The organism is Desulfosoma sp. (assembly GCF_052743555.1).
In genome coordinates this window covers 164,595-184,455 of the sequence record NZ_JBRAHS010000004.1, presented here as the reverse complement: position 1 = coordinate 184,455, position 19,861 = coordinate 164,595, and the positions used below count along the sequence as shown (strand labels likewise).

The 19,861-nt window shown below is 57.2% G+C and carries 18 protein-coding genes and 3 tRNA genes; 6 read left to right on the top strand and 15 right to left on the bottom strand.

Annotated features, from left to right (window positions below; all coding sequences use genetic code 11):
• Window positions 1-458: 458 nt before the first annotated feature.
• The 11 genes from ACUVSA_RS04150 to tadA form a co-directional block, all read right to left on the bottom strand.
• Window positions 459-534: transfer RNA gene (locus ACUVSA_RS04150), tRNA-Asn, on the bottom strand.
• Between the two features lie 591 nt (window positions 535-1,125).
• Window positions 1,126-2,115 (bottom strand): pyruvate synthase subunit PorB, encoded by a 990-nt coding sequence (porB, locus tag ACUVSA_RS04145; RefSeq protein WP_445892699.1) that lies wholly within the window; start codon window positions 2,113-2,115, stop codon window positions 1,126-1,128.
• Window positions 2,116-3,291: a transketolase C-terminal domain-containing protein gene (locus ACUVSA_RS04140; protein ID WP_445892698.1), complete on the bottom strand. Its 1,176-nt coding sequence runs from the start codon at window positions 3,289-3,291 to the stop codon at window positions 2,116-2,118.
• 1 nt (window position 3,292) lies between these two features.
• Window positions 3,293-3,586: a 4Fe-4S binding protein gene (locus tag ACUVSA_RS04135; RefSeq protein ID WP_445893888.1), complete on the bottom strand. Its 294-nt coding sequence runs from the start codon at window positions 3,584-3,586 to the stop codon at window positions 3,293-3,295.
• Window positions 3,587-3,589: 3 nt separating this feature from the next.
• Window positions 3,590-4,138: a 2-oxoacid:acceptor oxidoreductase family protein gene (locus tag ACUVSA_RS04130; RefSeq protein ID WP_445893887.1), complete on the bottom strand. Its 549-nt coding sequence runs from the start codon at window positions 4,136-4,138 to the stop codon at window positions 3,590-3,592.
• Window positions 4,139-4,303: 165 nt separating this feature from the next.
• Window positions 4,304-4,912: a recombination mediator RecR gene (gene recR / locus ACUVSA_RS04125; protein ID WP_445892695.1), complete on the bottom strand. Its 609-nt coding sequence runs from the start codon at window positions 4,910-4,912 to the stop codon at window positions 4,304-4,306.
• Window positions 4,913-4,943: 31 nt separating this feature from the next.
• Window positions 4,944-5,270 carry a YbaB/EbfC family nucleoid-associated protein gene (locus tag ACUVSA_RS04120; RefSeq protein WP_445892694.1) on the bottom strand — a complete coding sequence of 109 codons (327 nt, stop codon included), beginning with the start codon at window positions 5,268-5,270 and terminating at the stop codon, window positions 4,944-4,946.
• A gap of 16 nt (window positions 5,271-5,286) precedes the next feature.
• Window positions 5,287-7,071 carry a DNA polymerase III subunit gamma/tau gene (gene dnaX, locus ACUVSA_RS04115; protein WP_445893886.1) on the bottom strand — a complete coding sequence of 595 codons (1,785 nt, stop codon included), beginning with the start codon at window positions 7,069-7,071 and terminating at the stop codon, window positions 5,287-5,289.
• A 37-nt stretch (window positions 7,072-7,108) separates the two neighbouring features.
• Window positions 7,109-7,202, bottom strand: a tRNA-Ser gene (locus ACUVSA_RS04110).
• 243 nt (window positions 7,203-7,445) lie between these two features.
• Window positions 7,446-7,541 (bottom strand) — tRNA-Ser (locus tag ACUVSA_RS04105).
• Window positions 7,518-8,021 (bottom strand): tRNA adenosine(34) deaminase TadA, encoded by a 504-nt coding sequence (gene tadA, locus ACUVSA_RS04100; protein WP_445892692.1) that lies wholly within the window; start codon window positions 8,019-8,021, stop codon window positions 7,518-7,520. The genes ACUVSA_RS04105 and tadA overlap by 24 nt, the downstream gene beginning before the upstream one ends.
• 268 nt (window positions 8,022-8,289) lie before the next feature.
• Here tadA and ACUVSA_RS04095 point away from each other — a divergent pair, with 268 nt between their 5' ends.
• The 6 genes from ACUVSA_RS04095 to queF all read left to right on the top strand — a co-directional run bounded on the left by ACUVSA_RS04095 (window position 8,290) and on the right by queF (window position 15,189).
• Entirely contained in the window at window positions 8,290-8,547 is a 258-nt protein-coding gene (locus ACUVSA_RS04095; RefSeq protein WP_445893885.1) for a hypothetical protein, read from the top strand.
• A 365-nt stretch (window positions 8,548-8,912) separates the two neighbouring features.
• Window positions 8,913-10,655, top strand: coding sequence for a penicillin-insensitive murein endopeptidase (locus ACUVSA_RS04090; RefSeq protein ID WP_445893884.1), 1,743 nt, complete (start codon window positions 8,913-8,915; stop codon window positions 10,653-10,655).
• Between the two features lie 136 nt (window positions 10,656-10,791).
• The gene (fusA, locus tag ACUVSA_RS04085) at window positions 10,792-12,873 is read left to right on the top strand and encodes an elongation factor G (RefSeq protein WP_445893883.1); all 2,082 of its coding nucleotides are present in this window, start codon (window positions 10,792-10,794) and stop codon (window positions 12,871-12,873) included.
• Between the two features lie 115 nt (window positions 12,874-12,988).
• Complete coding sequence (locus tag ACUVSA_RS04080) at window positions 12,989-13,726, top strand: hypothetical protein (protein ID WP_445893882.1); 738 nt, start codon at window positions 12,989-12,991, stop codon at window positions 13,724-13,726.
• 99 nt (window positions 13,727-13,825) lie between these two features.
• Entirely contained in the window at window positions 13,826-14,539 is a 714-nt protein-coding gene (locus ACUVSA_RS04075) for a hypothetical protein (RefSeq protein ID WP_445893881.1), read from the top strand.
• A gap of 182 nt (window positions 14,540-14,721) precedes the next feature.
• The gene (queF, locus tag ACUVSA_RS04070) at window positions 14,722-15,189 is read left to right on the top strand and encodes a preQ(1) synthase (protein ID WP_445893880.1); all 468 of its coding nucleotides are present in this window, start codon (window positions 14,722-14,724) and stop codon (window positions 15,187-15,189) included.
• Window positions 15,190-15,271: 82 nt separating this feature from the next.
• Here queF and ACUVSA_RS04065 read toward each other — a convergent pair whose 3' ends face one another.
• From ACUVSA_RS04065 to ACUVSA_RS04050, 4 genes are read right to left on the bottom strand one after another with little or no spacing between them, the layout of a single operon-like run.
• A complete protein-coding gene (locus tag ACUVSA_RS04065; protein ID WP_445893879.1) occupies window positions 15,272-16,630 on the bottom strand; it encodes a DUF4340 domain-containing protein in 1,359 nt (452 codons plus the stop codon).
• Window positions 16,627-18,087 (bottom strand): GldG family protein, encoded by a 1,461-nt coding sequence (locus ACUVSA_RS04060; protein ID WP_445892685.1) that lies wholly within the window; start codon window positions 18,085-18,087, stop codon window positions 16,627-16,629. The genes ACUVSA_RS04065 and ACUVSA_RS04060 overlap by 4 nt, the downstream gene beginning before the upstream one ends.
• A gap of 31 nt (window positions 18,088-18,118) precedes the next feature.
• Window positions 18,119-18,889 carry an ABC transporter permease gene (locus ACUVSA_RS04055; RefSeq protein WP_445893878.1) on the bottom strand — a complete coding sequence of 257 codons (771 nt, stop codon included), beginning with the start codon at window positions 18,887-18,889 and terminating at the stop codon, window positions 18,119-18,121.
• The gene (locus tag ACUVSA_RS04050; RefSeq protein WP_445893877.1) at window positions 18,886-19,839 is read right to left on the bottom strand and encodes an ABC transporter ATP-binding protein; all 954 of its coding nucleotides are present in this window, start codon (window positions 19,837-19,839) and stop codon (window positions 18,886-18,888) included. The genes ACUVSA_RS04055 and ACUVSA_RS04050 overlap by 4 nt, the downstream gene beginning before the upstream one ends.
• Window positions 19,840-19,861: the final 22 nt, after the last annotated feature.

The following is a 19,861-nucleotide window of genomic DNA, read 5'->3' as shown; positions in this document are numbered from 1 at the left end:
CTGAAGGCGATGTCGCCGGCACCCGCAACGGTCTCCGATCTCACGGCTGTTTCCGCTGTCTGGTCATCCGCTTGCGCCGGACCCACCGGTCCGGCTTTCGGCAGATACCTACTGGAGGGGAATTCGAAATGTCGATGCGGGTGTCCTGATGCAACCGGGCTGTTAAACAAGGAGACTCGAAAAACGGCGAACGGGAGAATTCGGAAGGGACATTTTCGGTGAGCGCCTATAACCCCCAGGGTTGCACCCAGCCCCCTGGCTTCGAAATGGACCGGCCTGCGCCGAGGCTTCGGCAGGCAGGGAATCAGGGTGAATGTGCGGGCGCCTGCCTGTCACGTACCCAGCGTGGCAGACAGATAAGCCGGCGTGAACACGCCAGAGACAACGAGACCCCGAGGGGATCACCCTACGGGGTCTTGCGTTAAACAAGAACCGCTGAAATCAGCGGATGGATTTTTTGGCTCCCCGGGACGGACTCGAACCGCCAACCTAGTGGTTAACAGCCACCCGCTCTGCCGATTGAGCTACCGGGGAACACACGGGCTTCCCTGGGATAGGTTTCCGCGAAGCGCCGCGTTTCAGTAGCAAAGCTGAAAACCTTTGTCAAGCGGGAAACCGTCTATCCCCTTGAAGCGTCCTTTTTGAAAGCGCCGCCGGGGCGCCATGCCCCCTTTCAAACCAAGCTGCTTTGCCAAAGCCTAAAGGCGGCCCATTGGAGAGTGCACATTTCAGCCCGAATGGGCCTCGTCATTCGCTGAAATGGCCAAATCAGCCCTGAGCGAAAAGGCATTTTCAGACAAGCTTCAACGGAGCTTTTCGACTTCGGCGTGGCCGCGTCCTTTCGGCTTGAGGCTGTAGGAGCGCCGCAAGGCGCGATATGCCGTCGCGGCTTGCGCCGCTGCCGCTGGACTAGACCGGAAATGGACGAACGCGCCTTTTTTCACCGGATCGGCATCTCCCCATTCTCATGGGTGCCTACCGCGAGGGTGCAGGATTCTTTTGGGCATAAGGCTGCCCGGGCTTTTCCTGGCTCCGTGAGCCGCCGCAGCGCGGATGAATGGTCCGGGGCGCGCCGTGTGCGCCTAAGGGGCGAAAGTCCCTGTCGGTCGGCACATCACAAGATTTTCACTCGCCCGCCGATTCTTCGCTTTCTTTCTTTTCCGGCTCGCCGCTCATGGCGCACCGACGGAGCAATTCCTCATATTCTTCGTCCACGCGCCGCTGAATCTCTTCAATGTCCTTTTCCGTCAGGTGTCGAAACCGGCGCTGCACCTTGAAATATTCGCTCACCGGCTTGGGTTTGGCCACCTTGCGGGATAAAATCCACTTTCCGTCGATCACTTCATAGAGCGGAAAGACCTTGGTCTGCACCGCCAACCGGGCCACTTCAATGGCCATATCCGTTTCGTGGCGCCATCCCGTCGGGCAGGGCGAGTGGATGTGAAGATAAGCGGGTCCAGGAATCATGGCCGCCTTTTTGACCTTGTTCATCAGGTCCAGGGCGAAGGCGGGCGATGCGGTGGCCACATAGGGAATGCCGTGGGCCGCCGCAATGTAGGCCACATTCTTCTTCCAGGTACGCTGCCCGATGCTCTTTTTGCCTGGAGGCGACGTGGTGGTCATGGCGCCGTATGGGGTCGAGGAGGAACGCTGAATGCCGGTGTTCATGTAGGCTTCGTTGTCCAAACACACGTAGACGAAATTGTGCCCCCGTTCCAGGGCGCCGCTCAGCGCCTGCAAACCGATGTCCGCCGTGCCGCCGTCACCGCCGTAGGCGAGAAACACGACATCGGGCTGCTGAATCTTTCCCTTGCGATTGAGGGCCTTGTAAGCCGATTCCACGCCGCTGATGACCGCCGCGGCGTTTTCAAAGGCCACATGAATCCAGGGCACCCGCCACGCCGTCTGAGGAAACGGGGAGGTGACAATTTCCATGCAACCGGTGGCACTGGCCACAATGATGTTTTCCCCCAGGGCCTTGAGCACCTGGCGCAAAGCCAGTATCTCTCCGCACCCTTGGCATGCGCGATGACCGGGAGAAAGCGGTTCCACCTCGGGAAGCTTCTTGAGGTTAAAGCCCTTGAAATCCTTGAGTGCTTCCGCTGCGATGCCCATTTATTCCCTCGCATTCACGATTTCATAGGTCATGGGAAGGCCCTTGGCGAGTCCGTCGCTCGTCTTGGCCGCCATCATCTCAAAATCTTCCACCGTCACATCCCGGCCGCCTAAACCGGCAATGAAGTTCTGGACGTAGGGCGAAACCCCGTGGTCGTACAGGGCGGCCTTGACTTCCAGGCACAGAGGACCGCTTCGCGTGCTCAAAGGCATGGCCCGGTCCACCACCGCCACAGCCTTGGCCGTTTTCATGACGTCCACCAGTTCTTTGGCCGGAAAAGGCCGCCACAACCGCAGACGCACCAGACCCACTTCCTTGCCTTCGGCCCGCATCTTGTCCACAGCCGTCATGGCCGTTTCGGAAATGCTGCCCATGGTCAAAAGAAGAATTTGCGCGCCATCTGTCTTGTAGGTTTCCACGGGACGATAGGCACGGCCGAACTGCTTTTCAAATTCCTGCCAGGCTTCTACAATGACGGGCAAGGCCCCGTTCATGGCCTCGTCCTGTGCCTTTTTGGCTTCGGTGTACACTTCCGGCATGCCCACGGGACCAAAGGTCATGGGCTGACGAGGATCCAGGCGAAGCTTCGGCTTATAAGGCGGCAGATACCGGTTCACTTCATCTTTGTCCGGCATCCAAATGGGCTCGATCATGTGGCTCAGGGTAAAGCCGTCCAAATTCACCATCACGGGCAACAGCACGCGAGGGTCTTCGGCCACACGATAGGCGTGCAGCAAAAGATCCACCACTTCCTGTCCGTTTTCGGCCACCGTTTGAATCCAACCCGTGTCCCTGGCCATCATCATGTCGGCATGATCGTTCCAAATGTTGATGGGCGCGCTCAGCGCACGGTTGGCCACCGCCATGACGATGGGGAGCCGAAGGCTGGAGGCGATGTAGCAGATTTCCGCCATGAGGGCGTAGCCTTGGGAACTTGTGGACGTGAAGGTGCGCGCGCCGGCCGCGGCCGCCCCCACGCACGCGCTCATGGCGCTGTGTTCCGATTCTACCGGCACGAATTCCGCATCCAAATGTCCGTCCGCCACCAGTTCCGACAAATGCTCCACAATGTGCGTCTGCGGCGTGATGGGGTACGCCGCGATCACGTCCACATCGCACAGCCCCACCACTTCGGCTGCGGCGATGGAGACTTCCATTCCCACTCTCTTGCCCATCTCACTTCTCCTCCTGTACCATTTGGATGGCGTCCTTAGGACATTCTCGAGCGCAAATGCCGCAGCCTTTGCAATAGTAATAATTAGCCTTGTAGTATCCCTCGGCCGTCCGCGAATAGACCATGTCCGGGCAAAAGATGTAGCACTGGCCACACTTGATGCAGAGCTCATAGTTGGTCACGGGGCGCATGGAGCGCCAGTCGCCCGTTCGCAGCTGCGCCGCCGTCCCCGGTTCCGTCAAGGTGCACCCGAGGGCCAGGTCCTTCCACCGTACAATTCCCGTTTCCTTGGCCACCGTTTATTCCTCCACTACCGTTTCTTCGTAAGCTCGTTGGCACGCCTTGAGGTTCCTTTCCGCAATGGGGCCGAAACGCTTCTCTACGGGGACGCGCAGGGCGTCGATGCTGATGACGCCTGTGGCCTTGATGAGCGCACCCAGCATGGTCGTGTTCGTGATGGGCACTCGAAGGGTTTCCAGGGCAATCGCAGCGGCATCCACCACGGCCAGGCGCCGCGTCAATCCCAGGGTCTTTCGCAAGTCGCCGGGGCCCAGCCGCGTATTGACCACGACGATACCGTCTTCCGGAACCCCCGCTTCCACATTGACTATCTGCAAAAGGGTCGGGTCCAACACCACCACAATATTGGGGCTGTAGACCTTTTCCCGCGTTCGAATCTGCCGATCACTCACGCGCACAAAAGCCGTGACGGGAGCACCCCGCCGTTCCGGACCGAAACTGGGAAAAGCCTGGGCGAATTTGCCCTGCTCGATGGCAGCCAGGGCCGTCAGCTCCGCCGAGGTCACCCCTCCCTGTCCGCCTCGACCGTGAAACCGAATCTCCACCATAGACCGACTCCATCATTGTTCGCTGGTTCAGGGCAGGACCGCTTGCGCGGCGGGGTCGAGCGGGGCGGTGCCCTTCATGTCGTCTCTTCCGGCCCCAATGAGACCCCACGATCACTCTGGCTTTTATATCGATTTGCTTCCCCAAGGGTCAAGCCATTTTGCGCCTCATTGCACGTGTCGGCGCCCTTGCAGAGCTCTTTCCAAGGTCACTTTGTCGGCGTACTTCACATCGCCGCCCATGGGAATGCCGGAAGCAATGCGGGAAACGCGAACGGGGCGTTTTTCCAGAAGCTTGGCAAGATAATGGGCCGTGGCTTCCCCTTCGCCGGTGGGATTGGTCGCCAGAATGACTTCACCCACCTCTTCCTGTTCCAGCCGTTTGAGCAATTCGGGAATGCGCAGATCGTCGGGACCAACCCCATCCAGAGGGGCCAAGGCGCCCTGCAGCACATGGTAACGTCCTCGAAAGGCGCCCGATTCTTCGATGGCCAAAAGGTCGGCGCTGGTTTCCACCACGCACAGTTCTCCGGTCCGGCGGGACGGATCGGCACAGATACCGCACAGGGATCCGTCCGTAAAATGAAAACACACCGGACAGGTGCGAATCTCCCTCTTCAAACGTTCAAGATTTTCCGCCAACCCGTGCACATAGTCGTCCGAAGCCTTCAAAAGAAACATCGCCATCCTCGTGGCACTCTTTTCCCCGATGCCCGGTAATTTAGTCAGCCTCTGCACGAGTTCCCGCAACACGGGCGGATGGGCTTTGGTCACCATAGCCTTGCCACCTTTTTCGCCGCGCACCCCCTCAAAACAGGCCGGGAATATTCATTCCCGGCGGAAGATGGACGCCCCCGGCCAGTTTGCCGATCTCTTCGGCCATCATCTGCTGCGACCTCTTCAAGGCTTCATTCACCGCCGCCGTGACCAGGTCCTGCAGCATCTCCACATCGGCCGGGTCCACCACCTGAGGATCGATGATGATCTTGAGGATTTCCTGACGCCCGTTGGCCACCGCCGTCACCATACCACCGCCCGAAGACGCCTCCACCGTGCGATGGGACAATTCCTCTTGGACTTCGGCCAAGCGTTTCTGAAAATTCTTGAGCTGCTGCAGTGGGTTGAATCCTTTCATGCTCTGTGTCGCCTCCTCATGTGGCATCGTCAGCCGGCCCCGTGCGGCGCCGTGCGGGTTTTTCCGGCCGAACCGGCCGTATTTCCACAAGTTCTCCTCCGAGAATTTCCAAGGCCATCTGGACCGACGGGTGGCGCAGAACGGCACTCGTGGAACGGTCGGGGTCTTTTCGAGTCCGCCGCGCCGGCCGGGATTCGATCTTTCTGACGGAAAAGCGAATCCGCCAGTCGGGCCGCCTGCCGTGAAAGTATTGTGTCAGATGGTCCAAAAGCCCCTGTTCCATGGCTCCGTTCTTCACACTTTCTTCATAGATTTCCAAAAGTTCCACCTTCACCTCGTTGGGCGCCGCCACCGACGCCGTGCTCTGAGCCAGCTTGGCGGCGACCACGGGATCCCGTTCCGAGAGCCAGCGGCAGAAATTTTCCCAGTACTGCACTGCCTCTTCCGGCGCCGGACCCTGCCCGGTCTCCACGCCCGTGCCGGGCACGTCCGGGGGCTCCTCAGGTACGCCTTCCCCCTCGAAAGCATCTCCGAAACGGCCTTTCAAAGAAAAAGCCTCCTCGGCGGCCGCCGCCGGCGAACCCTGCGCCGGCTCCGTTCGCAAAGGCTCTGCCAAAGCCAGGGGTGTCCAGTCCCGTTCCCGCCTTTCCGTCCATGGCCCTTCACCGCAATTTTCCAATCGTTCCAGAATCCTTTCGAGGGATTCGGCTCGAGGCAGGCAGGCCAAGCGAAGCAGCAGCATTTCCAACGTCACTCGAGGCAGCGAAGATCGTCGAATGTCTTCCTCACCCGACACAAGGATTTGAAAATACTGGAACAGATCCTCAACCGTGGTCTGATCCACCAAGCGCTGCAATCGTTCCTTTTCTTCGCCCAGGTCATGGGCCGGCGTTTTCCCAGAAGGCGAGCGAAACGCGATGACCATAAGATCCCGAAAAAGTTCGCAAAGTCTTTGACAAAAGCGACGGCTGTCCATGCCCCGTCGATCGATGCGTTCCACCACGTCCAGACAGGCCGCGGGATCCCGGCGCACCACGGCCTCGGCCGCTTCCAGTACACTTTCTCGGTCTACGATTCCCAAAAGATCCAGAAGTTCGCGGTCTTCCTGGTCGTCGCCCCGCAAGGCCAAAAGTTGCTCCATGAGGCTCTGGGCATCGCGCATGCTCCCGTCGGCCTCGCGAGCCACGGCGTCCAGAACCGATGCCGATAAGCTCAGCCCTTCCTGTTGGGCGATACGCTGAAGCTGCCCGTGGATCTCTTCCATGGGAATTCTTCGAAAGTCATAGCGCTGACAACGGCTCAGAATGGTCGCGGGAATCTTGTGCGGCTCGGTGGTGGCAAAGATGAACACCACGTGGGCCGGAGGTTCCTCCAGGGTTTTCAAAAGGGCGTTGAAGGCCTCCGTGGTGAGCATGTGGACTTCGTCGATGATGTACACCTTGTAGGCGCTCTTGGCCGGCCGATATCGAACGGTTTCGCGCAATTCGCGAATACTGTCGATGCCTCGGTTGCTGGCCCCATCGATTTCCAGCACGTCCACGGCCCGGCCTTGTCCGATTTCCACGCAATTGGAACATCGATTACAGGGCACAGGGGTCACGCCCGTTTCGCAATTTAGGGCCTTGGCCAGAATACGGGCTACGGAAGTCTTGCCCACACCGCGCGCACCCGTAAAGAGGTAGGCATGAGCGATGCGGCCGGATTGCACCGCATTTTTAAGGGTTCGGGTCACATGAGGCTGCCCGACCACTTCCTCAAAGGTTTGAGGTCGCCATTTGCGGGCCAGGACCAGATAGGACATGGGGGTGTCGAGGACATGGGTTCGTGACACATAAAAGTGGCGGAGAGAGAGGGATTCGAACCCTCGGTTCCGCTTTTGACGGAACACACGATTTCCAGTCGTGCCCCTTCGGCCAGCTCGGGCATCTCTCCGCAGCGCACTCCATCACACCGAGGGCAAAGAACATGGAAACCTTATTTGGGGCGAAGCTTTTCGGCGCCTCCGCCCAGCCTGTGGCAGCCGCGATGCGCCGGTCGAGCTGTTCCAGCGCCTGAGGCTTGCTCACATCCCTTCGAGCGGCCGGGCACTTGGCACCTTTTCGCCCCTTTGCTCGGCGAGCACCACGCCTACAGCTTCATGGCTTATGAACGCGGCCAGAGACGATAGGGCTCAACTGGCGGAGAGGGTGGGATTCGAACCCACGTGCCCTGCTCTTCACAGGACAAGTCGATTTCGAGTCGACCCCGTTACGGCCACTTCGGTACCTCTCCGCTCTTTCGGCACCTGGGCTTTCGCCGTTGTTGAAAAAACCGGGCGAGCCGTTGCGCGCATTCCTCGCTTCGAACCCCGCCCAGAACCTCGACACTATGATGGAAACGCCGGGGCCTTGTCAAGTCCACAACACTACCGGCCGCCCCCGCCTTGGGATCCAAAGCTCCGAAAACAACGCCGTCGACTCTGGCTTGAATCAAAGCGCCCAAGCACATGGGACAGGGCTCCAAGGTCACATAGAGTACCGTGCCGGAAAGTCGGCCATTGCGCAAGAGCGCCGAGGCGCGCCGAAGCGCTACCATTTCCGCATGGGCGGTGGCATCCCGTTGCGTCACTGTCAGGTTGTGGCCTCGAGCCCAGACCACGCCATCCAGGCCCACCAAAACCGCCCCCACGGGTACCTCGTCACACGCCAAGGCCCGATCCGCCTCACAAAGACTCAGTCCCATAAAATACTCATGTTCCAACGTATGCAACACGCCTTCAAAGCCTCTCTTTCATTGAGGCCGCTGCACCACCTTTAGGCGTCTGTTTGGAAACACCTTCCGTAGGAGCGGCGCGAGCCGCGAGGCCTTCTCGCGCCTTGCGGCGCTCCTACAAACGAAAACAAAAACGGCCCCCCAAAGCCATTCTCGAACGCGCTCCTCGGACGCCGGGGCGTCGCCCTTTTTCGGCCCCGTTGCTTCAATGTGCCATGTTTCTAAATTTAGCTTTGTAAAAGCTGCAACCACAAGAGGGGAGGCTGCCATGGCCCACAAAGACAGCGGCGAGACCACGTTTTTCATTGAACGTTGCGGTATGGCCCGCGTGTATGCTCCAGCGCGGCCTCGGAAAACTCCCAAGAAAAATCCGTGTCCTGACTGCCACTTTTGCCAGCAATGCTCAGAGGCTCGATGCCAGGCCTGCCGCCGCACCGCGTGCCGGGGCAGGCGTTTAAGCTTTGCCGAACAAATCGCCCTCTACGAAAGCCTGAATGCTCGGGATCACTCCAAAAGCCCCTGCTGAATCAGCACGCCACGCGGAATCCGCCACAGATATTCTGCAACTCCAAAGGGGCCTCAAAAGTTAGATCCGGCTTACTTTTTCCATGTCATAGAGCGGACTTGCATTTTTTGTTTGACAGATCTTTCTCACTTCTTTAATTAGGAATAGTTTCACATGCTCGGCGCGCCGCAGGATGTTCCAGAGAGAGGTGCGCCTATCGAGGTTTCACCGTGGCGGGCATGGGCTCGCCATACGATAAGAGACGAATCGACTCGTAGATGGTAAACCTTGAGCAAAGGAGGGACATCCTGGAACGGTCGAGCTACTTTTACGGCAGCGACGGAAGATGCACCGGCCAACACCGTCTTCGGGCGCGCCGGCAGCGAATGATGAACCTTTTAGGTACTGTAGCCACGTTGTGCACCTGCCTGACATGGCCTTCTTTAGCACACGCCCTGACCCTTTCCATTGGAGAGCCTTATAATGGACGCTTGGTCAACGGCATTCCCTTTCCCACGCACATGGGGGGCTATACGGTCCGGAATCCTAACCTGGCTTATGCCACACCAGAACTGATCGGCAGTGTTTTGGAAGCCATTGAGGCGGTGCGGGAAAAATATCCCAATACGGTGGACCTATTTATCGGGGATATTTCCGGGCCCTTCGGCGGCCCCCTCAAGGGGCACAAGTCCCATCAAAACGGCCGTGACGTCGACCTGGGCATGTACGCCATTGGTAATCAGCCTCTGGACTGCTTCACACCCATGAATGCGCGCAATTTGGACGTGCCCAAGACCTGGACGCTCATTGAAGCCCTGATCCGCACGGGGCGGGTTCAATACCTTTTCGTGGACCGGAAAATCCAAAAGATGCTTTTTGAATTTGCCCTGTCTCGAGGGTTTGACGAGGCGCTGTTAAACCGGCTTTTCAACGACGTGGGAGAAAAGGCGGTGGGAGAAAAGGCAGCCGAGGCAGCTATCCGCCACGAGCCACTCCACGACGATCATATTCACGTGCGTTTCGACGCCCCCTGGTCCACGCTGGCGGCCCGAATCGACCCTTACGACACCGATAAAAGAGCCCTTATTGAATTGGCGCAGGCAGGGTTTCTTCCCAAAAAGGTTATCTACTATGTGGATAAACGCCAAACCGATCTTGCAGCTCTGGCCCAAAGCTTTGGTGTCCGCGTGGACGACCTTGTGCGCTGGAACCATCTCAGTCCGCATGCGCCCTTGCCCCCGGGAACATCGGTCGTCTATTATCGGCGAGCCTTTGAACTGGAACCCGTCCATCTGGCTGAAAGCCTTAGACTACGAAACCTTATTCCTCTGGAACCTGCGCAAGTCGCCTCGGTGGCGGCTTCCCTTCCTCCTGTAGATGTGAGCTCGTGGGTCCATTCGGAACCTCGAAAAGTTGTGACGAAAATGCACACCGTACGCCGTGGCGATACCATCTACTCCGTGGCCCGCACCTATGGACTCACCACTACGCAGCTGGCTCAAATGAATCATATCAACGAAAAGAAACCGCTTCGTGTGGGATCCACACTCATTGTGGAAGGCCCGTCTCGGAATGCTTTGACCGCGGACCACGCCAAGGAACTTTCAGCACGGACCAATGCCTCGATGCCCGGCCGCGCTTCATGGCTCGACAAGCGAGATCAGACAAATGCTCGGAACCATGTGGTGCAAAAGGGTGACACCCTCTCATCTGTCGCCAGAAAATACAAAGTGCCACTGAGCAATCTCATGGCATGGAACAATTTACCTGCCAAGAGCATGCTTTGCCCCGGATCCACTCTGATCGTGTCGCCCCCCGGCCAGAACTCCCCAGAGGCATCCTCAAAAAAGTCGCAAGCCGCCTCTTCACAGCAGAGCTCCAGCGCACGCCGCGACAAGACGGCTTCGACGCTGGCACCTCAGAACAACACCGTGAAGAAATCTTCGCCCAAAGCACAGGAATCCAAAAGCACTCAGCCGACAATCCATACAGTGGCTCCGGGTGAAACCTTGTCGGCCATCGGGCGGAAATACAATGTGGAGGTTCAGAAAATCCTTTCGGCCAACAAGATGAACAACACCCAAAAGATCAAACCGGGACTGCGCATCAAAATTCCTGCACAGTCCTAAGGCGGGACTTTTTTCTTCCTTTTCCGATAAATTTCTGATAAGCACTGCTTTCCCCGACGGGCACTAAGCTTTAAGTGCCCGTTTTATTTTGTCTGGGGCAGGAAACCTTTCGGCAGCTTGTTTGGAGAAACGTAAGATGAGAAATTTGACGACGCTTAGAAACATCGGCATCAGCGCTCACATCGATTCAGGGAAAACCACCTTGACGGAGCGCATCCTTTTTTACACGCGCAAAATCCATGCGATCCACGAAGTCAAGGGTAAAGACGGCGTGGGGGCCACCATGGATTCCATGGAATTGGAAAAGGAGCGCGGCATCACCATTCAGTCCGCCGCCACCCACTGTCAGTGGAAAGACCATGCCATCAACATCATCGATACGCCCGGCCATGTGGATTTCACCATTGAGGTGGAACGGGCCTTGAGGGTATTGGATGGTGCCGTTTTGGTGCTGTGCGGCGTCGGGGGTGTGCAGAGTCAATCGGTCACCGTGGACCGACAAATGAAAAGATACAATGTGCCGAGGATCGCCTTTATCAACAAGTGCGACCGCTCCGGAGCCAATCCGTTGAAAGTGGCCGACCAGCTTCGGGAAAAGTTGGGCCATGTGCCTGTGCTTTTGCAAATCCCTTTGGGCCTGGAAGCCGACCATCGAGGTGTTGTGGACCTCATTCGCATGAAGGCGCTGACCTTTGAAGGCCCCAATGGCGAAGATGTTCAGGAGCACGACATTCCGCAAGAGCTTCGGGCTCTGGCCCAGGAAAAGCGCGAGGAAATGCTGGATACGCTCTCGCTTTTTTCCGATGAACTCACCGAGGCCATTTTGGAAGAAAAGGTCACCGAAGAGATCATTGACCAAGCCGTTCGGCAGGCGACGTTGAACCTTCGAGTCACTCCCGTGCTTATGGGTTCCGCCTACAAAAACAAGGGCGTGCAACCCCTTTTAGACGCAGTGCTGCGCTATTTGCCCAGCCCGGCCGATGTGGTCAACACGGCCCTTGACGCAGATCGGGACAATGAGGAAGTCCCCTTGAAGTCCAGCCCCGATCTCCCGTTGGTCATGTTGGCCTTTAAGCTTGAAGTCACCCGGTATGGGCAATTGACCTATGTGCGTATTTATCAGGGATCCATCGAGAAGGGATCCACCATTGTCAACTCGCGCACCGGCAAAGTTTCTAAAGTCGGGCGGCTCGGCCGCATGCATGCCGATGAAATGGAAGACATCGAATCCGCCGCCGCCGGGGACATCGTGGTCCTTTTCGGCATCGATTGCGCTTCGGGGGACACATTTACCGACGGCACTCGACGCTTGACCATGACCTCCATTTACGTGCCGGATCCCGTGATTTCCTTGGCCATCAAGCCGAAGGACAAAAAGGCGGAAATGAACCTGAGCAAGGCTCTGGCGCGTTTCACTAAGGAAGACCCCACCTTTCGCTCGTTCCTGGACGAAGAGACCGGAGAAACGCTCATCTGCGGCATGGGCGAGCTGCACCTGGACGTTTATGTGGAGCGCATGAGAAGAGAGTATGGGGTGGACGTCTTCACCGGCCAGCCCAAGGTGGCTTATCGAGAAACCATCACCCAAAGGGCCGATTTCGATTACACACACAAGAAGCAAACCGGCGGGGCGGGTCAATACGGCCGAGTGGCAGGGTTCATCGAGCCCATGGAAGAAGGGGACTACGAATTCGTCAACCGCATCACCGGCGGGGTCATTCCTCAGGAATTCATTCCATCGTGCGACAAGGGATTTCGCGCCTGCCTCAAGAAGGGCTCTCTTGGCGGCTTCCCCATTACAGGGGTGCGGGTCACCATTCATGACGGCAACACCCATCCCGTGGATTCCTCCGATTTGGCCTTTCAACAAGCCGCCATCGGCGCTTTTCGACAGGCCTTTGAAAAAGCCAAGCCGCAACTTATGGAACCCCTGATGCGCGTGGTGGTGGAAACGCCCTCGGAATTTCAGGGCGCCGTGCTGGGCACGTTAAACCAACGTCGAGGCATCATTATCAGCACGGCGGAAGACGGAACCTTTTCCAGCATCGAAGCCGAGGTGCCCCTTTCGGAAATGTTCGGCTATTCCACCGTCCTGCGGTCCGCCACCCAGGGCAAGGCGGAATTCACCATGGAATTTGCGCGCTACAGTCCTGTGCCCAAGGGGATCGCCGAGGACATCATACGGGCACGAAGAGAGGAATCAGGTTCCAAGAACTAGCCGGCTTTCTCGACTACCCCTTGGGCGGGGTGATGAGGTATTGTATACTGGTGTTGCAACCGGCTTGCATGGACACCAAACCGTCTCCTCAGACCATTTCAAAGGAGAGTTTTTCATGACAGCTTTTGACGGCTCATCGCCCATTCCAACAAGTATTATTGACTCCTGCCTGGGAAAGCCCTTGGGTTCCGGGGAAATGGGAGTCCTTCTGGCCCGTGCCGGCGTCGGCAAAACGGCCTGTCTCACCCTCATCGCCCTGGAAGGGCTCGCCCGCAATGAAAAAGTCCTTCACGTCTGCATCGACGAACTGCCCGACAAGATCAAGATTTGGTACGAGGAACTGTACCGGAACTTCAAGGACGCGGTGAAGGACGAAACGATTCTCAAAAGCCTCAAGGAAAACATGGCGTCCTCGCGATTCATCATGTCCTACCTGCACCACACGTTCAGTCCGGGCAAATTCGAAGAGTGTCTGCAGAACTTGCGAGAGCAGGTACGATTCGACCCGACCCTGATCGTCTTGGACGGTTTGGACTTTGAGAGGGTTTCGCGCAAACAACTGGAAGCCATTCAGCAGACGGTGCAACGACACGGCGCTGCGGTCTGGTTTTCATGCCGCATTCATCGCCATATCGACATCACCAACGTTAAGGGCGTGCCATACCCATGCCATCAAGTAGATGACCTTTTTCACGCCATTGTTCTTTTGGAACCCGAAGCGCACACTATTTCCATGGTGGTCTTAAAACACGGGGACGCGTACCATCCGGCGCACGCGGCTTTGGCGCTTAATCCTCGCACTTTTCTCGTGACCCAACCGCAGGACCAAATGGCAGCCCAGCGCTCCCTGTAAGCCCCAAAAGCCTCCAGGCGAACCCTCGAACTCTTTCGGCTCTGGACAGGTCGGGAATTCGAGGGCGCCGCTGGTGCGTTCCCACGAGGAGGTGGCTTTGTGGAAGACGATCTCATCACGTGTCTCACGCGACAGGTCAAAGAGGAAGTTCGCCAAAACTACTTGACGCAAAGACGCTTGATCGAGCTGGAAACCGAGGAGGTAGAGGCTCAAGCGGAAGCCGTGCGCGCCTTGGCCCACGAAGTTGGCAAGCGCTTCACTCGCCTCGGCTACTTGACCATGGCTCCGGAAATGCTGGAGCGCCTGACCGCTGTTTTGGAAATTCCCCGCGACTCCTTCTGGCACGAATGTCTGGAGAAGCCCTTTAGCCGAGGCGTGCGCTTAATCAAGGTCACGGCCCTGACGCACAAAGGCAAATTCCGAAAACTTTACCTTGAATCCTACAACCGATTGCTCACCTGGATGACCAAGTACAAGAATACCTTCGAGGACTTGGAATTGGAAGTTCGCGCGCTGAACATCAACATTCAAGCTTTTCAATCCAACTTCGACCTTCTGACCATTCTGAACTTTCTGAAAAGTCTCGATGTGTGCGGCCTGGAACACAAACATTTTCTCGGGAGCAACTTCACGGCGGAAGAAATCATGTCCGTTGAAAAGAAACTCTACATACGTCCTCAGAAATTCGAACGATTTCGGCTGCCGCCTCCCTTGGATCTTCCCGCACCGGCGTCGGTTCAGAAGGTTTTGGGAAAACTGGCCGAAGAGGTATTTCGAAAGCACCACAATCAAATCAAACACTTGATGCGATGAGGCGGGCAATGCCTCACGGGGCTGCCTGCGAACAACGACTAAGGAGCGTGGCCCGACAAAGGTTGGCCCGCGTCCAGCGCCGCAAGGCGCGACAAAGATCACGGCTAACGCTCCGACGGAAGGTGTTCTCGGACCCCTTGACCCTCATCCGCCTTGACACGCAAGAACGGGGAAGAACGCACATGCCGCACGAAGATTTGGAACACTTGAGCCTTTTGGGACGCCCCTCGCCCCTTCCCCCGCATCCGGATGAAGCCGTTTTAGAAACTTTTGCCAACCCTCATCCCGATGTGGACTATGTGGTGCGGCTCACAGCTCCCGAATTTACGACCCTGTGCCCTATCACGGGACAACCGGACTTTGCGGTCATTATCGTTGATTATGTGCCCAGGGCACGGCTCGTGGAAAGCAAGTCGTATAAGCTTTTTCTTGGAAGTTTTCGCAACTGCGGAACGTTTCACGAAGCTTGCACGGTCAGTATTCTCAAACGGCTGCAACAAGCCATGGACCCCAAGTATTTGCGGGTGGTGGGACTGTGGTACGCCCGTGGCGGCATTCCCATCGACGTGGTGGTGGAGACGGGGGAGCTGCCCCCCGGATGCCGTCCTCTGCCGCTGGGAAAGACCAGCTACAGGGGAGGGCGGGAGTAGCGCTTTGCCGGCATGCCAAAGAAGCGGTCGCAAAAGCACCGACCCGAGGAGCTCACAGGGCATCTTTGCTAGCAAGCCTGGATCACGGACCTTTTAAGACTTCCTTGAATTTGTTTTCAATTTCCTGCAGTTTTTCCGCTTTCACGAGGTAGGCTTGACCGGAACCCGTGCATAGAGGGAAGTTGTCGGCTGTTTTCCCTTCCATTGTGCTGGGCCATGAGAAAACCAGAGTGTCTCCATCCTTGGGGTGCAAGCTCATGCGATGCCACTGCGCCTTCTGCCCGCAGTCGTCTTCGGCACCCACTGCTTCGTATTCCAGATCCTCCCATTCCCAAAACAGGGGTCGAATGCGCCAGGACTCCTTGAACACGCGGCGAGTCCCGTCGGCTTTCACCTGCACCCACGAACCGTCGTCCTGAAGGATCAACTCGCCCTTTTCCGCGCCCATGGCGTATTCCACGCGGCTGATGTCCTTGGAATTGAACGTCGCCACAGATCGATCTTCTACGTCGCGCACGGACTTCGGCAGCTCTTTCAGGATCGCCGCGTCCACCGTTACCGGCGTCTGCAGCTGGGAGCTCCACGCCACGTACTTTTCGGGCTCGCCATTCTTACGACCGAAGCGCACCGAAATCTCGGAACCATCGAAGGCCCGCACCATCACTTGGGTTTCCGGAATTCCTCCTTCCCAAAACGCCGAAACGTCCCCGGCACTTTCTAAAAAACTTTGCGCACGCAACCAGCGCATCTGGTTCAAAACATGGTCCACCTTAATGTTTTTTATGCGCTTTTCGGGTTCTTGGGTGCAGCGCCACGCGTCCTTGTTCCGCTCCTGGCGCACCAGCTCCACTTGCCGCCCGTCGGCCCACGACACCATAAGGTTTTGAATGCTCTCGTTCTCAAAGATCACAAGATCCCGACGCCGAAGATCCTCAGGGGCTTTGCTCAAAGCCTGCACCTGACCGGAAGGCACGAGAAACACGGCGCCTTCATCTTCCTTGGCCGCGTAGTGGCTTTCCCCTGTGGGATTCTTGGATCCCACGCGCAGTCGGTGCCATGAGTTTTGCGTGCGAAAGCGCACCACGCGGCTGGGCTTTTCCAGGCCATAGAGGAAAGTCTCCTTGGCGGTCGAGTCCACATCACGGCTCTTTTCCAGCTCCACCAGGGAATAGACCAAGGTGTTCACGGCCCCTTGATCGGCCTGTGCCGCCACAGGCTGGTCCAAAACCCATGCCCCTTCTTTTTTGACGAGATGCACCGTCGGTTTGCCCTCCTCCTCCAGGAATACCTCCTCCACCGCCTCCGCGCTCACCGGGAAGACGCGCTTCTGGGCCCGTTCCGCTTCGTCTTTCTGCCGTTTCGCCACGACTTCAAAGTAATAGTAATAGGCTCCAAGAAGCCCCAAAACGACGAGGTAAACCAACGCGTGACGCCACTTCATCGCTGCGACCTCCGAATACGGTAAACTCCGAATCCAGCAAGCACAACGATCAAGGGAACACCGACCATGGACGTCCAGAAAGCCACGCGGGCTTGGGTTGCCGTGAGCATCAAGGTCTGAGCTTTTTGCTTTCTGGGTTCAATGCTGATGAGGCTTTCTTCTTCAGCCAGAAAATGAACCATATTGAGGAAAAGATCACTGTTGCCGGAAACACCGAAATGGGTGTTGTCCGCGAAATCCGAATCACCGAAAACCACAAGGTAGCCCATCGTCGGCTTGCTGGTGTCGGCCTTTTCCGTATCGTGCGCTTCCGAATTGGACTCTTGAGCCCCCGGCGACGCCTCTGAGGCCGGAGGCTTCGTGAAAGAAAACTTTTCGGTGTTCACGGCCGCCAGAACGCCGACTGATATAGGGCCGGCTTTGTCCTTGCCTTCTTCAAAACTCGCCTCGCCGCGATAGAGCCGATCCAGATCCGTTTCCGCCCAGGCATTTTCCGATGTGGAGGCCAGGGGCACCAGGGTCACGCCGTCGGGGGGCGCATCGGATGGGGTTACGGAACGCGCTTCTGAGTAAAAGGTGGCCACATTGAACCCTTGGGTGATCTTGTGGGACCCGTATTGGGTCACCACGGGCATGAGGTAGCTGCCTCCAAAAACACGGCTCAACTTGTCGATGATCATGTCGTCGCCAAGCGCAATGCCGTATTTTTCCAGCAAGGAGCGAACCCCGCCGTCCTTTTCGGGATCAAGGAAAAACACCACCTTGCCGCCGCGCAGCAGATACCTTTCCAGCGACGCCACTTCTTCGGCGAACAAGGGTTTTTGAGGACCAGCCACAATCAGCACCGCCGCATCCTGCGGCACCTCGGTCTGCTGCATCAAATTGAGAGACTTGACCTGATTGTTTTCCTTGACCAAGGCCGATCTGGCCGATGAATACCCCCCTTTGCTCATGTCCTCAAAAGAACGCTCCCCATGACCCGTAAGGAAATACACGGTCTTGTCATCTTTGCGGCTGAGCTTGAAAAGGGCGTTGGTCAAAGCCTCTTCGTCGGCACGCGGCACGGTCTCCTTGCGGCCCAAGCCTTCGATCACCAAGACACCATAGTCACGGATTTCATATTGGCGCGCCAGCTGCGGTTCCCTGTCCGGGTCAATGAATTCGTAACGAAGGTTCTTGTTGTGGTAACGGTACGTCTCCAAAAGGTCCTTGGCACGTGAGGCTTCCGGGGCACCTGCGGCAAAAAACGCCTTGATGGTAATGGGCTCTTCAATGGACGCCACCACCTTTCGGCTCTGTTCCGACAAACTGAACTGCCCGCTTTCCGTCAAATCCGCTCGCAGAGGGTGTCGTTCGGCGATAAGGGCCACCAGCACCAGAATGGCCAGAAAAACCACAGTGGAAAAAACCGCGCTGGATCCGTAATGCAGCCGTCGCGATTTCAGGGTCTTTGCCATCGTCCAAGGCCTCCATTGGATCTTTTCAAGGTCAGCCGCGCCATCGATAGGATTCGATCTGGCGCACGGTCACGAAGAGAAAAAAGCCCATGAAGATCAGGTAATAGATCACGTCTCTAGAATCGAGGACGCCCTTGGAAAAATTGTCAAAGTGACGAATGATGGAAAAATATTCGGCCAGGCGCACGGACGTCGGCCCCATAATGGAACTCAACCACCCGATCACCCAAAAGAGCAAAAGGGCGCCAAAGGACAGAACCGCAGCCACGATCTGGTTTCGGGTCAAAGCCGAGGAAAACATGCCCAATGACAAGAAAGACGCACCCATGAGAAACAGACCGGCGTAGGCACAGAGCATGGCCTTCCAGTTGGGATCGGCGAAAGCTTCGAGAATGGCCATGGAGGGCAGGGTTCCGGCCAAAAGAAGCGTCAAAGTGGTCAGCACCCCGGCAAACTTGGCCGCAAGCACGGCCTTGTCGGTTACGGGCAGGGTAAAGAGCAGTTCCATCATACCCGAACGCCGCTCCTCGGCGTAGGTTCTCATGGTGAGCAGAGGGGCCGTGAGCAGAAGCACCACGGCGACGTCCATGAGCACTGGGCGCACCACCATGTCCATCAGATTGACCTGCTGGGCCATAAAGGGATTTTGCGAGGCTTGAAAGCTCACCATGCTGTAATAGGCCAAGGCTGTATAAAAAAAGTAGCCGTGCAACACCACAAAGATCAAAGCCACCACGTAAAAGATCGGGGAGGCAAAAAGCGCATACAGCTCCTTGCGATACACCGCCCAAAAACCTCTCATGACTTCATCCCCTCCCGGTGGTTCGGCTCTTCCGTCACCAAATGCATGAAGATGTCTTCCAAGCTCAAATCCAAGGTCTTCAACTCCAAAAGGTCCGCTCCGTGCTGGACCACCGCGCGGGCCAGGGCAGGCCTGAGGTCGGCGTGGCGATCCGTTTCCACGATGAGCCGACAAGGCTCGCCGCTTTCCACAAGCACGTTCAAAACCCCGTCCAGGTGCCGCAGAGACTCGGCCAACCCCGACCCATCTCCGGAAACGCTCACATGAATCTTCGCCGACTGTTGCAGCTGGGCTGTCAAGGTGTGCGGCGCATCCGTGGCCACGATGCGACCCTTGTTGATAATGAGCACCCTTTGGCAGATTTGCGCCACTTCGGGCAAAATGTGACTGCTCAGCAGCACCGTGTGGTCTTGCCGCAACTCCCCGATGAGCTTGCGAATTTCCACAATCTGTGTGGGATCCAGCCCGATGGTGGGTTCATCCAAGATGAGCACCGGCGGATTGCCCACCAGAGCCTGCGCCAAGCCCACCCTTTGGCGATAGCCTTTGGAAAGGTTTCCAATAATGCGGTGGCGAACCCCGCCCAGGCCGCAGACCTCGATGACGCGATCCACTTCCCTGCCTATTTCTTTCCAGGGAACATCCTTGACCTGCGCCACAAAGGACAAAAAGCGCCGCACGGTCATCTCATTGTATAAAGGAACATTTTCTGGAAGATAGCCGATGCGGCGGCGCACTTCCAAAGAATTTTCCAGGCAATCCAAACCATCCACCTTGGCGAATCCGGCCGTCGGCGGCATAAAACAGGTGAGAATACGAATGGTGGTGGATTTTCCGGCCCCATTTGGTCCAAGGAACCCCACCACTTCTCCCTTGGCAATCTCAAAGCTCACATCCTGAATGGCTGGAACCGTTCCATACCACTTGGTCAGACCCTGTGCTTCGATCATCCCTGCTCACCTCTGTTCAACC

Bases quoted from the DNA above. Each gene is read 5' to 3' on its own strand.
- porB (WP_445892699.1), bottom strand. From the start codon at position 2,115: ATGGGCATCGCAGCGGAAGCACTCAAGGATTTCAAGGGCTTTAACCTC.
- ACUVSA_RS04140 (WP_445892698.1), bottom strand. From the start codon at position 3,291: ATGGGCAAGAGAGTGGGAATGGAAGTCTCCATCGCCGCAGCCGAAGTG.
- ACUVSA_RS04130 (WP_445893887.1), bottom strand. From the start codon at position 4,138: ATGGTGGAGATTCGGTTTCACGGTCGAGGCGGACAGGGAGGGGTGACC.
- recR (WP_445892695.1), bottom strand. From the start codon at position 4,912: ATGGTGACCAAAGCCCATCCGCCCGTGTTGCGGGAACTCGTGCAGAGG.
- ACUVSA_RS04120 (WP_445892694.1), bottom strand. From the start codon at position 5,270: ATGAAAGGATTCAACCCACTGCAGCAGCTCAAGAATTTTCAGAAACGC.
- dnaX (WP_445893886.1), bottom strand. From the start codon at position 7,071: ATGTCCTATCTGGTCCTGGCCCGCAAATGGCGACCTCAAACCTTTGAG.
- ACUVSA_RS04095 (WP_445893885.1), top strand. From the start codon at position 8,290: ATGGCCCACAAAGACAGCGGCGAGACCACGTTTTTCATTGAACGTTGC.
- ACUVSA_RS04090 (WP_445893884.1), top strand. From the start codon at position 8,913: ATGATGAACCTTTTAGGTACTGTAGCCACGTTGTGCACCTGCCTGACA.
- fusA (WP_445893883.1), top strand. From the start codon at position 10,792: ATGAGAAATTTGACGACGCTTAGAAACATCGGCATCAGCGCTCACATC.
- ACUVSA_RS04080 (WP_445893882.1), top strand. From the start codon at position 12,989: ATGACAGCTTTTGACGGCTCATCGCCCATTCCAACAAGTATTATTGAC.
- queF (WP_445893880.1), top strand. From the start codon at position 14,722: ATGCCGCACGAAGATTTGGAACACTTGAGCCTTTTGGGACGCCCCTCG.
- ACUVSA_RS04065 (WP_445893879.1), bottom strand. From the start codon at position 16,630: ATGAAGTGGCGTCACGCGTTGGTTTACCTCGTCGTTTTGGGGCTTCTT.
- ACUVSA_RS04060 (WP_445892685.1), bottom strand. From the start codon at position 18,087: ATGGCAAAGACCCTGAAATCGCGACGGCTGCATTACGGATCCAGCGCG.
- ACUVSA_RS04055 (WP_445893878.1), bottom strand. From the start codon at position 18,889: ATGAGAGGTTTTTGGGCGGTGTATCGCAAGGAGCTGTATGCGCTTTTT.
- ACUVSA_RS04050 (WP_445893877.1), bottom strand. From the start codon at position 19,839: ATGATCGAAGCACAGGGTCTGACCAAGTGGTATGGAACGGTTCCAGCC.